Genomic DNA, 12,786 nt, shown 5'->3' with positions numbered 1-12,786 from the left:
CCGTCAGGCCAGTTCCGTCTCGATCCGTGCGCCCTGTTCCAGCGTGCGGTGCACCGGGCATTTGTCGGCGATCTCCAGCAGCCGCGCGCGCTGGCTGTCGTCCAGGTCACCCTCCAGCGTGATGCGCCGGATGAAGCGGTCCAGCCGCCCGTCGCCGGACCCCGCCGCGTCCTGCGCGTGGACCTTGTCATGGGTGACGTCCACGCTGATCCCGGTCAGCGGCCAGCCCTTGCGCCGCGCGTACATGCGGAGCGTCATCGAAGTGCAGGCCCCCAGCCCCGAGGCGACAAAACCGTAAGGCGACATGCCCCGGTTCGTGCCGCCGTAAGCCTCCGGTTCGTCCGCCAGCGCGTGATGATAGGGGCCGTTCTGCACGTCCTGCAGAAAGCCGTCGGGCGAGGATTCGCGCACCCGCACCACACCCTCGGGCGCGCCGACGGGCGGGGCGGGGGGCTTGAGGTCCAGATAGCGCCCGGCCCAGGCGGCGATCACCTCGGCCACGTACTCGGCGTCCTGCGGATCGGATACCAGGTGGTCGGCGTCGTCGAGGGTGACAAAGCTCTTGGGGTGTTTCGCGGCGGTGAAGATGCGGGTGGCGTTGGAGATATCGACCACCGCGTCGCGCGGCGCGTGCAGCACCAGCAGCGCCTTTTTCAGCGATGCAATCACCGGCGCCAGTTCCTGCGCCTGCACGTCCTCGACAAAGTCGCGCCCGACCGTGAAGGGGCGTCCGCCCAGATCGACCTGTGCCTCGCCCTCCGTCGCGATGGTCTCGAGCGCGGTGCCGAAATGCCGGGTGACGTGCTCGGGGTCGAACGGCGCGCCGATGGTCACCACGGCCCGGGCCGACGGGATCTGCGGCGCTGCCCGCAAAATGGCCGCGCCGCCCAGCGAGTGGCCGATCAGCAGGCTGGGGGCCATGCCGCGATCCTCGAGGTACGCCGCCGCCTCGCGCAGGTCGGCGACATTGGTGCAGAAGGTGGTGTTGGCGAATTCGCCCCCCGAATGCCCAAGCCCGGTGAAGTCAAAGCGCAGCACGGCGATGCCCATGGCGGACAGCCGCTGGGCGATGCGCCGCGCGGCGGCGATGTCCTTGCCGCAGGTAAAGCAATGGGCGAAGAGGGCGGTGGCCAGGTGCGGCCCGTCCGGCAGGTCAAGCCGGGCGGCCAGCGTGTGGCCGGAATGGCCGGGAAAGCTGATGCGTTCGGTGGGCATGGGGGCATCCTTTGTCTGTCGACTCCAGAATGGGACCCGGGGCAGGGTGCCACAAGCCGGGTGTCAGTGGCGTCACGGGATGGTGAGCGGGTTGGACAGGTTGGTGAAGAGTGTTGCAGCCGGGCTGGCCTTGCTGGCCCTGGCGAGCTGGGCAGGGCCGCTGCACCCGGCGGCGGACGCGCTGGCCGTGCTGCGGGTGCCGCTCTTGGTGCTGGCCGCGCTGGCGGTGATCTGGACAAGCTGGCCGCGCCGCCTGCGCTGGCCGGTCGCCGGTCTGTGCCTGCTGGCGCTGGGGCAGGTCGGCGGAATGAAACTCTACGCGCCCGCGCCGGGCCCCTTTGTCGTGTACCAGAAGAACCTCTGGGGCGGGAACCCGCAGGCCGAGGCCATGGCGGCGGAAATCACCGCACAGGCGCCGGACGTGGTGACCTTGCAGGAGGTTTCGACCCGCAACCGGCACCTGCTGGACCTGCTGCGTCCGGGCTATCCGCACCAGTACCTCTGCGCCGGCGTGGCGGTCCTGTCGCGGCACCCGGTGGTCCAAGGCGAAACGCTGTGCGTGAAGGGCGGGGGGCTGGCGGGCTTGCGTGTCTCGCTGCCCGAAGGGCCGGTCTGGGTGCTGTCGGTGCACCTGTTCTGGCCCTGGCCGCATGACCAGCGCCCGCAGGCCGAGCGGATCGAGGCTCTGGTGACCGGGTTGCCGGGGCCGGTGGTGCTGGCGGGAGATTTCAACATGACGCCCTGGGGCAGCGACGTGCGTCGGCTGGTGCGCGCCACGGGGGTGCGCCGGGCCGGGCCCATGTTCCCGACGTTCTGGCTGCGTCCCTCGGGCCTGCCGCTGGCGGTGCCGCTGCCACTGGACCAGGTTTATGCCACCGGGGGTGGCGCGGCGCGGGTGCGGCCGCTGTTGGGATCGGACCACGCGGGGGTGCTGGCGGGGGTGTTTCTGGATGCGGATTGAGGGGATCGGCGCCTTCGCGCCGCGCGATGCGCGCGACGCGGAGGAATGGGCGCGGCTGGCGGCGTTCTGCGCGCAGCATGGCCTGGCGGCGTTTTCGCGCGATCCGTGGATCGGCGGGCATGTCACCGCCTCGGGCGCGGTGTTGTCGCCCGATGGCGGGGCGCTGGTGCTGCTGCATCACCGCAAGCTGGACCGCTGGTTGCAACCGGGCGGGCATTGCGACGGCATCGCCGACGCCCGTTTCGTGGCGCTGAGGGAGGTCTGCGAGGAGACCGGGCTGGCGCGCGTGCGGCTGTTGTCCGAGGCGGTCTACGACATCGACATCCACGAGATCCCCGCGCGCGGGGACGAGCCGGCGCATCTGCACTACGACGTGCGCTTTCTCATGCAGGCCGAGGCGGGGAACCTGACGGTCTCGGACGAGTCGCACGCGGTGGCCTGGGTGCGCTTGACCGAGCTTGAACGCCACACCCGGGCCGAGTCCGTGCTGCGCCTGCGGGCGCGCCTCTGAGCGGCGTGGGGCCGCGGCGCGGCGACGCTCCCGCCCACCCACCCCGCGCCGCCGCGCCGCGGGCGGTCACTGTCCCATCAGGCGCGCATCGAAGGGGTAGCTGGTCAGGTTCTCGTAGCCGTCCTCGGTGATCAGCACCTGCTCTTCCAGCTTGATCGAGAAATCGCCGCCCTCGGGCGAGACCAGTACCTCGACGCAGAGTGTCATGCCCGGCTCCAGCGCGTAGTCGAAGGCACCTTCGACCATCCTGTCGGGGTAGGCCACCAGGGGCCACTCGTCGCACAGGCCGACGCCGTGCATCAGGCAGCCGTACTTGCCCTTCTGGTACTCGGGCCGCAGCACGTGGGTGTTGCGCGACAGGTCCTCGATGTTCACGCCGGGGCGCAGCATCGCCATGTTGGTCATGATGTGTTCGTACCCGTGTTTCATCGCGTCGATCATGTCCGGACGCGGCGCCCGGTCGCCGATCCACCAGGTGCGCGAGATGTCGACGCAGATGCCGTAGGCGCCCACCAGGTCGGTGTCGAAGGCGACGATCTCGTTGTTCTGCACAATGCGCGGGCCGCATTCCTGGAACCAGGGGTTGGTGCGCGGGCCGGAGGTCAAGAGCCGCGTCTCGATCCATTCGCCGCCGCGACGGATGTTGCCGGCGTGCAGCTCGGCCCAGATGTCATCCTCGGACACCTCGCCGCCCGGCACGTTCTGTCGGGCGAAACGCTCCATCTCGGCCATGGCCATCTCGCAGGAATGCATCGCGCAGCGCATCGCCTTGATTTCGTCCGGGCCCTTGATGGACCGCGCCTTTTCGGTCAGTTCCTCGCCCGGGATCACCTCCAGCCGCTGTGCCTCGAGCGCGCGCAGCCCGTGCAGCATGATCTTGTCCACCGCCAGACGTTTGTTGCCGGGGGCGTGCTGCGTCAACAGGTCCGCCACCTCGCGCGAGAAGGTGTCGGCGGCATCGCCGATCCGGTCGCCGCGGTCGAAGTAGAACAGGTCCGCGCCCGAGCGCGCCTCGCACACCAAGGGGTTGAAGGCGGACAGGAAGGGCGAGTTCTTGTAGTCCCAGATCACCATGTAGCCGTCGGCGCAGACCAGCAGCGCGCGGAACGGGTTGTGGGTGTTCCACAGCTGCATGTTGGTCGAGTCGGTGGCATAGCGGATGTTGAGCGGGTCGAACATCAGCACCCCGGCCAGGTCGCGCGCGACGACGTGGGACACCAGCCGTTCCCAGCGAAAGCGGCGCAGCGCCTGAAGGTCGGGCAGTTCCAGCCCGACAGCGGCCCATTCGGCCAGCGCCAGCCGCGTCGGCCCGATCTCGACCCGGTCCATGTCGTTGGGGGTGTTGTCGCCGGTCAGGGCGCCACGGGTAGGGTCGATCTTGCGGGTGTCGCGGTAGAAGGTGTCCATCGGGCTCTCGGGGTTCTGGGGTCTGGCGCGAGGGTGGACGCTCCGGCCCGGTGACGCGCGCCGTTTTGCGACCTGCAACCGGGGCTTTTTCGACCTGCGTCGCCGTCTTTCACCCGCCGGGGCGGCGGTCTAGTGTGCCGCCATGATCCTGCAAACGCACCTTCCCTACGACCCCGCCGAAGCCCCGCCGCTGCCGGGCGTCCGCCCGCTGGACCCGGCCGACTGGCTGCTCGTCGACGAGGCCTACGCCGGGCAGATGGCCGAGCGTCGCCGCCTGCTGGCGACCCGCCGCCCCGAGGTGCTGGCACTGCCGCCCGAGGCGCTGCCGGCAGCGCGGGAGCTTCTGGAGGTGGCGCTGGCGGCGGCCCCGGCGGGGTTTGCCCGTGAGGACGACACTATTCTTTGTCCTGACGGCGCGCGGGTGCCCCGTGACGACACCGACCCGCTGGCCACGCTGGGGCAGGTGTTCCAGGAGGATTTCTGCCTCCTGGAGAAACGCGGCGACCAGCACGTCCTGACCGGTGCGGTGCTGTGCTTTCCGGCCAGCTGGCGGCTGGACGAAAAGTTTCTGCGCCCGCTGACCGGCATCCACGATCCGGTGAAGGACTACGACGACACGCTGGCCCGCCGGGTACAGCGGCTGTTCGACGGGGTGCAGGAGGGCCGCCCGCTGTGGCGGTTCAACGCGCTGCGCTATGCCAGCGCCGCGCTGTTCCACCCGCGGTCGGTCAGGGATCCGCGGACCCCGGTCGACCCGAGCGCAGCCCCCTTCCTGCGGTCGGAGCGGCAATGCATCCTGAGACTGCCGCAGACCCGCGCCGTGGTGTTTTCGATCCACACCTACGTGCTGGCCTGCGCGCCCCTTACGACGTGAGTCACGGCACCAGCGGACCCAGCAACCCGCCGATCTGACTGCTCGAGGTCAGCACGGTGAACAGGCATGTGACCGCCGCGATATGGCCGGTCCGGCGCAGTCCCAGCCCGCCGCCGATCCGCGACAAGAACCCCTTGAACTTCGAGCGTTTCGGTTGGACCTCCTGCACGATCACGTCGTCCGGCACGACGGGGTAGAGCGCGCCGCAGATACCCTGCGCGGCGTTGACGCTTTCGAACAGCGCATCCTCGATCCGGCTGTCCATCTCGGCGATCTTCGCGGGCGAGACAAAGTTGCGCAGGCGGATGAAATCCTCGCGGTCGATCAGCACGTCGGGGCGATACCATTCCAGGATGTCGGCCGATGAGTGGTTCAGCGCCTCCCGCACGGTGTCAGACAGCAGGCGCGCGGCCTCGCCCTCGTCCGGCGGGCTGTCCGTGTCGGTCACGACCTCCAGCACCACGCGCGGGCCATAGTCGCTCTGCTCTTCGGGGATCACCGCGATGCCCATCGTCCGGCCCATCACGCGGCTGTCCTGGACCTGCGTCGGCGCTCCCCTTTCGGGGCGGGGGTCCAGCCGGGCCAGCACGCGCGCGGCGCTGGCCAGGTAGGGTTCGGGCGACAGGTCCCGCACATCGGGCAGGATCAGGCCGGCATAAGGGTGATCAAAAGCCATGCTGCTCTCCTTTCGCGGTCATCAGGCCGCACAAGGAGAGGTTGCGCACGAATCGTGGTCGCAATCGGGCGAATTCGGGAAAATTAAAGGATTATTAATCCTTTGTTTCCGATACCGGTTTAGCGGTGGATGCGTTCCGCCACGGCGGCGATGGCCTGTTGATAGACGGTTGCCGCGTTCCATTCGTTCAGCACCGCAAAGTTGTGCGTGCCGGGGCCCCAGGGCTGGCCGGCCTTCCAGCCCTTCTGGCGCAGGAAATTGGCGGTGGAGGCCAGCGCGTCGGACATGTTATAGAAATCGACCCGCCCGTCGCCGTTGGCGTCCACGCCATAGCGCATGGCGTTGCCGGGCAGGAACTGGGTATGGCCCAGCTCGCCGTGAAACGCGCCTTTCTGGTTGGGCGCCAGCATCCCGCGATCCACCATCTTGAGCGCGGCGATGGCGTGCGGGCGGAACAGATCCGGGCGGCGGCAGTCGTAGGCGACGGTGAGGATGGAGTTCACCACCGGCTCGGTGCCCATGGTCTTGCCATAGGCGGTTTCCATCCCGTGGATGGCGACGATGATCCCGGCGGGCACGCCGAACTGCCTTTCGAGCGAATCGTAGAAGGCCTGGTTGGCCTGGATGCGCTTGCGCGCGGTGGCGGCAAAGCCGTCGATGGACCCCAGCCGGATCTGCACAAAGCGTTCAAAGCTGTACTTCACGCCCTTCTGGTTGCGGTCCGCGCCGATCGTGCGGCTGGAATAGCTGGCCGCCATCAGCGCGGCGATGCCGCGGTCGCCCACCCCGGCGGCGCGGGCTTCCTGGGCAAATTCGCCCTTCCAGGCGTCAAAGCCCTGGCCGGTGTTGCCGCAGCCGGCGGCAAGCGCGGGGGCGGCGGTGAACAGGGTCAGGGCAAGGGCGGTGGCAAGGCGGCGCATGGGCAGTCTCCGGCAGGATGTGGCGTCGGGGTCGCCCGAAGACTAGCGGGATAATCCCGCGTGGGCCATGGCTTTTGCCCCGTGCGGCAGCGGTTTTCGGCGGTGCCTTGCCCAGTCCGGGCCGCGGCCGATGTCGGACCGGGGTTGGGTGGCGCGAGGACAGGGCGCGCGCCGGTGCAGGGCCGGCGCCCAGGGGGCCGCGCACGAAAACGGGGCGCTCCTGGGAGCGCCCCGCGAAAAGTCTGCCAGCCGAGAAGGCTCAGCAGCTGTAGTACATCGCGAATTCGACCGGGTGCGGCGTCATCTCGTAGTTTTCGAGCTCTTCCATCTTGAGGTCGATGTAGCCTTCGATCTGGCTCTTGGTGAAGACGTCACCGGCCAGCAGGAAGGCGTGATCGGCGCGCAGGGCGTCCAGCGCCTCGCGCAGCGAACCGCAGACGGTCGGGATGCCGGCCAGCTCTTCGGCGGGCAGGTCGTACAGGTTCTTGTCCATGGCTTCGCCCGGATCGATCTTGTTCCGGATGCCGTCGAGGCCGGCCATCAGCAGGGCCGCGAAGCACAGGTAGGGGTTCGCGGACGGATCGGGGAAACGGGCCTCGACGCGCTTCGCCTTCGGCGACATGGTCCACGGAATGCGGATGCAGCCGGACCGGTTGCGGGCCGAATAGGCGCGCAGGACGGGGGCCTCGTAGCCGGGGACCAGGCGCTTGTAGGAGTTGGTCGACGGGTTGGTGAAGGCGTTCAGGGTCTTGGCGTGCTTCAGCAGGCCGCCGATGTACCACAGGGCCTCCTGCGACAGGTCGGCGTACTTGTCACCGGCGAACAGCGGCTTGCCGTCCTTCCAGATCGACATGTTGACATGCATCCCCGAGCCGTTGTCGCCCTTGATCGGCTTCGGCATGAAGGTGGCCGAACGGCCATAGGCCTGCGCGACGTTGTGGATGATGTACTTGTACTTCTGCATCTCGTCGGCCTGGGTGGTCAGGGTTCCGAAGATCAGGCCCAGTTCGTGCTGGCTGGTCGCCACCTCGTGGTGGTGCTTGTCGACCTTCATGCCGATGCGCTTCATCGTCGACAGCATCTCGGACCGGATGTCCTGGCCGTCGTCGGCCGGGTTCACCGGGAAATAGCCGCCCTTGTAGCCCGGGCGATGGCCCAGGTTGCCCATCTCGAACTCGGCGTCGGTGTTCCAGGCCGCGTGGTCGGCGTCGACCTCGTAGGACACCTTGTTCGGGGTGACCGAATACCTGACATCGTCGAACAGGAAGAACTCTGCCTCGGGGCCGAAATAGGCCACGTCGCCGATACCGGAGGACTTGAGGTAGGACTCGGCCTTTTCGGCGGTGCCGCGCGGGTCGCGGTCATAGGCTTCGCCGGTGTCCGGCTCGACGACGGAGCAATGGACGCACAGGGTCTTTTCCGCGTAGAACGGGTCGATGTACACGCTGTCGGTGTCGGGCATCAGCTTCATGTCCGATGCTTCGATCGACTTCCACCCGGCGATCGACGAGCCGTCGAACATGAAACCTTCGTCGAGGAAATCCTCGTCGACCAGGTCCGCCACCACGGTCACATGCTGAAGCTTTCCGCGCGGATCCGTGAAGCGGATGTCGACGTAGGCGACGTCCTCTTCCTTCATCAGCGCGAGAACTGCGTCCTTGCTCATTCTATTGTCCTTCTCTTGCGATTGTTGGTTCGCCGCGCACCCCCCGGTGACGCGGTCGCACGAATCAGATGGCGTCCGGGCCGGTTTCGCCCGTGCGGATGCGGACGGCCTGTTCGATGTGGCTGACAAAGATCTTGCCGTCGCCGATCTTGTCGGTCTTGGCCGCACCGATAATGGCCTCGATGGCGCCGTCGACCTGGTCGTCGTCCAGCACGATCTCGATCTTCACCTTGGGCAGGAAGTCGACGACATATTCGGCGCCCCGATACAATTCGGTGTGCCCCTTCTGCCGGCCAAAACCCTTGACCTCGACCACGGACAAGCCCTGGATGCCCGCTTCCTGCAAAGCTTCCTTAACTTCATCGAGCTTGAATGGCTTGATGATTGCCTCGATCTTTTTCATGGACCTGACCTCTCCCTTGCGCTCCGTGTGGCACTGGCAGATCATTTCTCCCTGCCAGCCACAATCGCATAGCCCCTTCGCCGGCGATCTGGAACAGGTGAAAAATTAGGCGAGGTGAAAAATTGATCACTTCGCACACTAAAGAGGCAAAATTGAATCGCTCCTTCTCCCACGCCCCGCTCCTGACCGCCACCGAGATGCGCGCCGCCGAACAGGCGGCCATGGCCGGCGGAGGGGTCACGGGACTCGACCTGATGGAGCGTGCGGGTGCCGGGGTTGTCGCTGCGGCGCTGGCCGAATGGCCGGACCTGGAGGAGGGAGCGCAGCGCGCCGTGGTGCTGTGCGGGCCAGGCAACAACGGCGGGGATGGTTTCGTCATCGCGCGGCTGCTGCACGCGCGGGGCTGGCGGGTCGATGTCTTTCTGCTTGGCGATGCAGAGCGGCTGCCGCCCGATGCGCGCCACAACTTCCTGCGTTGGCAGGAGATCGGTCAAGTGGACCCTCTGACCGACGACGCGCTCGACCGCTTTGCAGGGGCTGAGGGCGTGGCGCTTGTGGTCGACGCGCTGTTCGGCACCGGGCTGACGCGGCCCTTTCTTGACCTCGGCGCCGTGCGGGGCAGGCTGGCGGCATGGCAGGCGGCCGCGCAGCCGCGCATCGTTGCCGTGGACGTGCCCAGCGGGCTGTGTTCCGACAGCGGGCGATACCTGGGCCATGACGACAGCGCCGCCCTCGACACCGCCATCAAGGCCGATCTGACGGTGAGCTTTCACAGCGCCAAGCCGGGCCACTACCTGGCGCAGGGGCCGGAGGGTTGCGGCAAGCTGGTGGTCTGCGACATCGGCCTGGACCGGGCCGAGGCGCCGACCTGGCTGGCGCAGGCGCCCCTTGCCGGACGCCTGTCCAAGGCGGGACCCTCGCACAAGTATGCCCACGGCCATGCCGTCGTGCTGTCCGGTCCGCCGGGCAAGGGCGGCGCGGCGCGGCTGGCGGCGCGTGGCGCGTTGCGGGTGGGGGCGGGGCTGGTCACGGTCGGCTGCCCGCTGCGCGCCGTGGCCGAGCATGCGGGGCGGCTGGACGCGATCATGGTGCATGGGCTGGACGGCACCGCCGGTCTGGCCGAGATGCTGGAGGACATGCGCTACACCGGTTTGTGCCTGGGTCCCGGGCTGGGCCTGGGTCCGGCCACCGGAGAGCTGGTGCGCACGGCCCTGGCGGCGCGGCGCGGCACGGTGCTGGACGCCGACGCGCTGTCGCGCTTCCAGCGCGATCCTGCGGTACTGTTCGGCATGCTGCACGAGGCCTGCGTGCTGACCCCGCACATGGGCGAATTCGCGCGGCTGTTTCCCGACCTGGCCGAGCAATTGCGCGCCGAGGCGACCCGCGGCCCCGCCTTTTCCAAAGTCGACGCGTGCCGCGCCGCGGCGGCGCGGGCGGGCTGCGTCGTTTTGCTGAAGGGGCGCGACACGGTGATCGCGGCGCCCGACGGACAGGTGGCCATCCATGCCGCCGCATACGAGCGCGCGGCGCCCTGGCTGGCCACGGCGGGCGCAGGCGACGTGCTGGCGGGCATGATTTGCGGATTGCTGGCGCGCGGGGTCGATCCGCTCGGGGCGGCCGTGACGGCGGCCTGGCTGCACGTCGAGGCGGCGCGCAGCTATGGCCCCGGGCTGATTGCCGAGGACCTGCCCGAGGCGCTGCCCCGGGTGTTCCGGGGCATGGGGCTTTAGGCCGGTTCCGTCACCGGCGCGGCGGCGGCCAATTCCAGGCCGTCGGCATAGAGGATGTGCGGGCGGTCAAAGCGCAGCTCGAAAAGGCTGAACTCGACCTCGCCGACCTCGCGGATATGGGTGCCGTCGGCCAGGCGCGCGACCGGAACAAGCGCGCGGGAGGCGCCAAAGAGCGCCGCGGCGCGCCAGTCACGGACCAGGATTTCCTGCGCCGCGGGCAGCGTAATTTCGTGGCCGGGGCGCATGTGGCCCAGGCTGCCGGGCGCAATGGCGACCGCGGGCAGGCGGGCGCGGCGATGGTTGACCGCGCGCAGCGTGGCGGTGCCGCTGTCGCGGGTGATCACCCGGTCTCCGGGGGTCAGGAATTCGACCGGCAGCGCGCCGTCGAGCGTCAGTACGATGCTGCCGGCCACCAGCGCGTTGCAAGGCGTTTCGGGGGCGATGTGGCGCGCGGCAAGGCCGCCGCGGTCAAGCCGGGCCTTCGGGGTCATCACTGCTCGTCCTTTTGTTTTTCTCCCTCTGTTCTTGTCCTCGAATGCGGCAACAATCCGTTCACATCCGGGGCATTTGTTTGCCCATTTTAAGGAAAATTCTGCTCGCCTCGTGCCCGCGGCTTTGCTATTGAGCGCGTCGTTGCGGGTGTGGCGAAATTGGTAGACGCACCAGATTTAGGTTCTGGCGCCTATGGCGTGGGGGTTCAAGTCCCTCCACCCGCACCATCTCAAGTATCTGGAATCAAAGAAGGCTCTTGCAAACAAGGGCCTTTGCCCATTCTTTGGTTACAGTCGGGGGTGTTGCATGGCGGGCAAGGTGAGGCACTTGGTCAACCGTTCCGGGCGGTATCATGCGCGGCTGGTGGTCCCCAATAACCTGCGCGGGATCATCGGCAAGACGGAGTTGCGCACACCCCTTGGCGGAGACTACAGGACCGCGATCAAGCTGCTGCCCGGTGCGGTCGCGCGGCTACAGGCAGAGATTCTGGACGCAGAACGGCGATCGGGGCAGAGAAGACCAGCTGCGCCTGCGCGATACCCTATGGCCGCGGATCAGATGGCGCTCTCGCTCTACACACGGCGGCTGCTTCTGGACGATGAATTGCGCAACGATCCTCGCTGGGCCAGCGTGAGCATAAATGACCTGCTGGTAAGCAGGTTGCGCGAGGCGGTCGCGGGACGCGCCAGTGACGCTGTGTTGACCGCGCTGGTCGGCAACGAGATCGAGCAGTTCCGAGCCTCCGGCAATCTCGATGCCCAGCCAGGCAGCATGGAGTGGCGCGCGATCGCTCGTGCGCTCTGCCACGGCGAGTTGGAAGCTCTGGCGCACATGGCAGAGCGCGATGAAGGCGACTTCACCGGAGTCCCGGCGTCCCCGATTATCGTGAACGCGCAGCCGCCCGAAACCGCCCGGCAGCCGGTGAGCCTTGAGCGGCTGTGGGACGACTATGTCAGGAGCCGCCTGCAGATCGGAGCGATGCGCGATGGTGGAAAACGCCAGGCGCCGGTGATCAAGAACCTGCGGGCGTTCCTGCGCCACGATGACGCGACGCGCGTCGCCAAGAAGGATCTGCTCGCTTGGCGCGAGCACTTGCTGAACCAGATGTCGGCGAAGACGGTAAGCGACATCTATCTGTCGACAGTCAGGTCATTGTTCACCTGGGCGGTCGAGAATGATCGTCTTCCCGAGAATGTGGCCGCGACTGTCAAGCAGCCCAAGCCGAAAAGGATCTACGGTCGAGAACGTGGGTTTACCACAGCGGAAGCCCTGCGGGTTCTGCGCGCCTCACGGGCCTACGAGCCGACGCCAGATGGCACTGGTCGCGTGCGCGAGGGCGAGAAGTCGGTGGGCATGAAGCGACGGGTGCCGCTGATCTGCGCCTTCACGGGCGCCCGCGTCGGCGAGATCGTCCAACTGCGAAAGGAGGATGTTCGCGAGATCGACGGAAGATGGGTGTTGCGCATCACGCCTGACGCCGGGACCGTCAAGGCCGGCGACTTTCGCGACGTGCCGTTGCATCACCAGGTCATCGAGAAGGGGTTTGTCGACTTCGTGCGGGCTGCTGCGGATGGGCCATTGTTCCACAACGAGAGCGACCCGAAGAAATACTGGCGCGCGGTGAAGATCGTCGGCAACAAGCTGTCTGACTGGCTGCGCAAGAGTGAGCTGACGCCGGAGGGCTTGCAGCCGAACCACGCATGGCGCCACGCCTTCAAGACCCGGTGCCGTGAGTTGGGTAAGGATTGCCGCCGCCGCCCCCCGATACGGAGCGGTTGCCGAAGGCCGATCAGCCAATCGGCACGGCCCCATCACCAGCCGTGCTGGAACAGCAGGCCGGCCCGTCCGTGGCCTTGCTGCACGATATGCGCCGTCGTGCCGCGACCGGACTGGAACAGGCCGAAACTGTGGCCGCGCCCCGTCTGGGTCAG

At 67.8% G+C, this 12,786-nt stretch carries 12 protein-coding genes and 1 tRNA gene; 6 read left to right on the top strand and 7 right to left on the bottom strand.

Annotated features, from left to right (window positions below):
* Window positions 1–3: 3 nt before the first annotated feature.
* Window positions 4–1,215, bottom strand: coding sequence for a bifunctional alpha/beta hydrolase/OsmC family protein (locus MAA8898_RS23515; protein ID WP_094023469.1), 1,212 nt, complete (start codon window positions 1,213–1,215; stop codon window positions 4–6).
* 103 nt (window positions 1,216–1,318) lie between these two features.
* On the opposite strand from MAA8898_RS23515, the gene MAA8898_RS23510 reads away from it, so the two are divergent.
* The gene (locus MAA8898_RS23510) at window positions 1,319–2,176 is read left to right on the top strand and encodes an endonuclease/exonuclease/phosphatase family protein (protein ID WP_176445300.1); all 858 of its coding nucleotides are present in this window, start codon (window positions 1,319–1,321) and stop codon (window positions 2,174–2,176) included.
* Complete coding sequence (locus MAA8898_RS23505; protein WP_094023467.1) at window positions 2,166–2,687, top strand: NUDIX hydrolase; 522 nt, start codon at window positions 2,166–2,168, stop codon at window positions 2,685–2,687. Before MAA8898_RS23510 ends, MAA8898_RS23505 begins: the two co-directional genes overlap by 11 nt.
* A gap of 66 nt (window positions 2,688–2,753) precedes the next feature.
* On the opposite strand, the gene dddP is transcribed toward MAA8898_RS23505, so the two are convergent.
* Window positions 2,754–4,094 carry a dimethylsulfonioproprionate lyase DddP gene (gene dddP / locus MAA8898_RS23500; RefSeq protein ID WP_094023466.1) on the bottom strand — a complete coding sequence of 447 codons (1,341 nt, stop codon included), beginning with the start codon at window positions 4,092–4,094 and terminating at the stop codon, window positions 2,754–2,756.
* 142 nt (window positions 4,095–4,236) lie between these two features.
* Between dddP and MAA8898_RS23495 the strand changes: the two genes are divergently transcribed.
* Complete coding sequence (locus MAA8898_RS23495) at window positions 4,237–4,968, top strand: heme-dependent oxidative N-demethylase family protein (RefSeq protein ID WP_094023465.1); 732 nt, start codon at window positions 4,237–4,239, stop codon at window positions 4,966–4,968.
* A gap of 1 nt (window position 4,969) precedes the next feature.
* Here the strand turns inward: MAA8898_RS23495 and MAA8898_RS23490 are convergent, their stop codons facing one another.
* The 4 genes from MAA8898_RS23490 to MAA8898_RS23475 all read right to left on the bottom strand — a co-directional run bounded on the left by MAA8898_RS23490 (window position 4,970) and on the right by MAA8898_RS23475 (window position 8,633).
* Window positions 4,970–5,644, bottom strand: a complete 675-nt coding sequence (locus tag MAA8898_RS23490; RefSeq protein ID WP_094023464.1) for a hypothetical protein — start codon at window positions 5,642–5,644, stop codon at window positions 4,970–4,972.
* Window positions 5,645–5,763: 119 nt separating this feature from the next.
* Window positions 5,764–6,564 (bottom strand): lytic murein transglycosylase, encoded by an 801-nt coding sequence (locus MAA8898_RS23485; protein ID WP_094023463.1) that lies wholly within the window; start codon window positions 6,562–6,564, stop codon window positions 5,764–5,766.
* 259 nt (window positions 6,565–6,823) lie between these two features.
* A complete protein-coding gene (glnA, locus tag MAA8898_RS23480; protein ID WP_094023462.1) occupies window positions 6,824–8,230 on the bottom strand; it encodes a type I glutamate--ammonia ligase in 1,407 nt (468 codons plus the stop codon).
* A 64-nt stretch (window positions 8,231–8,294) separates the two neighbouring features.
* Entirely contained in the window at window positions 8,295–8,633 is a 339-nt protein-coding gene (locus MAA8898_RS23475; protein WP_094023461.1) for a P-II family nitrogen regulator, read from the bottom strand.
* A gap of 197 nt (window positions 8,634–8,830) precedes the next feature.
* On the opposite strand from MAA8898_RS23475, the gene MAA8898_RS23470 reads away from it, so the two are divergent.
* Window positions 8,831–10,363 carry an NAD(P)H-hydrate dehydratase gene (locus MAA8898_RS23470; RefSeq protein WP_094023510.1) on the top strand — a complete coding sequence of 511 codons (1,533 nt, stop codon included), beginning with the start codon at window positions 8,831–8,833 and terminating at the stop codon, window positions 10,361–10,363.
* Here the strand turns inward: MAA8898_RS23470 and MAA8898_RS23465 are convergent.
* The gene (locus MAA8898_RS23465; protein WP_094023460.1) at window positions 10,360–10,854 is read right to left on the bottom strand and encodes a Hint domain-containing protein; all 495 of its coding nucleotides are present in this window, start codon (window positions 10,852–10,854) and stop codon (window positions 10,360–10,362) included. The two genes, MAA8898_RS23470 and MAA8898_RS23465, sit on opposite strands and share 4 nt — an antisense overlap.
* Before the next feature lie 144 nt (window positions 10,855–10,998).
* Between MAA8898_RS23465 and MAA8898_RS23460 the strand changes: the two genes are divergently transcribed.
* Window positions 10,999–11,082: transfer RNA gene (locus MAA8898_RS23460), tRNA-Leu, on the top strand.
* Window positions 11,083–11,161: 79 nt separating this feature from the next.
* Window positions 11,162–12,786: DUF6538 domain-containing protein (locus MAA8898_RS26450; protein WP_176445299.1), on the top strand; the 1,625-nt coding region annotated here is incomplete at its 3' end.

This window comes from Antarctobacter aquimaris, from assembly GCF_900184945.1.
Taxonomy (GTDB): domain Bacteria; phylum Pseudomonadota; class Alphaproteobacteria; order Rhodobacterales; family Rhodobacteraceae; genus Maliponia; species Maliponia aquimaris.
The sequence above is the reverse complement of the archived record's forward strand: the minus strand, read 5'-3'. Positions and strand labels throughout refer to the sequence as shown.

Bases quoted from the DNA above. Each gene is read 5' to 3' on its own strand.
- MAA8898_RS23515 (WP_094023469.1), bottom strand. From the start codon at position 1,215: ATGCCCACCGAACGCATCAGCTTTCCCGGCCATTCCGGCCACACGCTG.
- MAA8898_RS23505 (WP_094023467.1), top strand. From the start codon at position 2,166: ATGCGGATTGAGGGGATCGGCGCCTTCGCGCCGCGCGATGCGCGCGAC.
- dddP (WP_094023466.1), bottom strand. From the start codon at position 4,094: ATGGACACCTTCTACCGCGACACCCGCAAGATCGACCCTACCCGTGGC.
- MAA8898_RS23495 (WP_094023465.1), top strand. From the start codon at position 4,237: ATGATCCTGCAAACGCACCTTCCCTACGACCCCGCCGAAGCCCCGCCG.
- MAA8898_RS23490 (WP_094023464.1), bottom strand. From the start codon at position 5,644: ATGGCTTTTGATCACCCTTATGCCGGCCTGATCCTGCCCGATGTGCGG.
- MAA8898_RS23485 (WP_094023463.1), bottom strand. From the start codon at position 6,564: ATGCGCCGCCTTGCCACCGCCCTTGCCCTGACCCTGTTCACCGCCGCC.
- glnA (WP_094023462.1), bottom strand. From the start codon at position 8,230: ATGAGCAAGGACGCAGTTCTCGCGCTGATGAAGGAAGAGGACGTCGCC.
- MAA8898_RS23475 (WP_094023461.1), bottom strand. From the start codon at position 8,633: ATGAAAAAGATCGAGGCAATCATCAAGCCATTCAAGCTCGATGAAGTT.
- MAA8898_RS23470 (WP_094023510.1), top strand. From the start codon at position 8,831: ATGCGCGCCGCCGAACAGGCGGCCATGGCCGGCGGAGGGGTCACGGGA.
- MAA8898_RS23465 (WP_094023460.1), bottom strand. From the start codon at position 10,854: ATGACCCCGAAGGCCCGGCTTGACCGCGGCGGCCTTGCCGCGCGCCAC.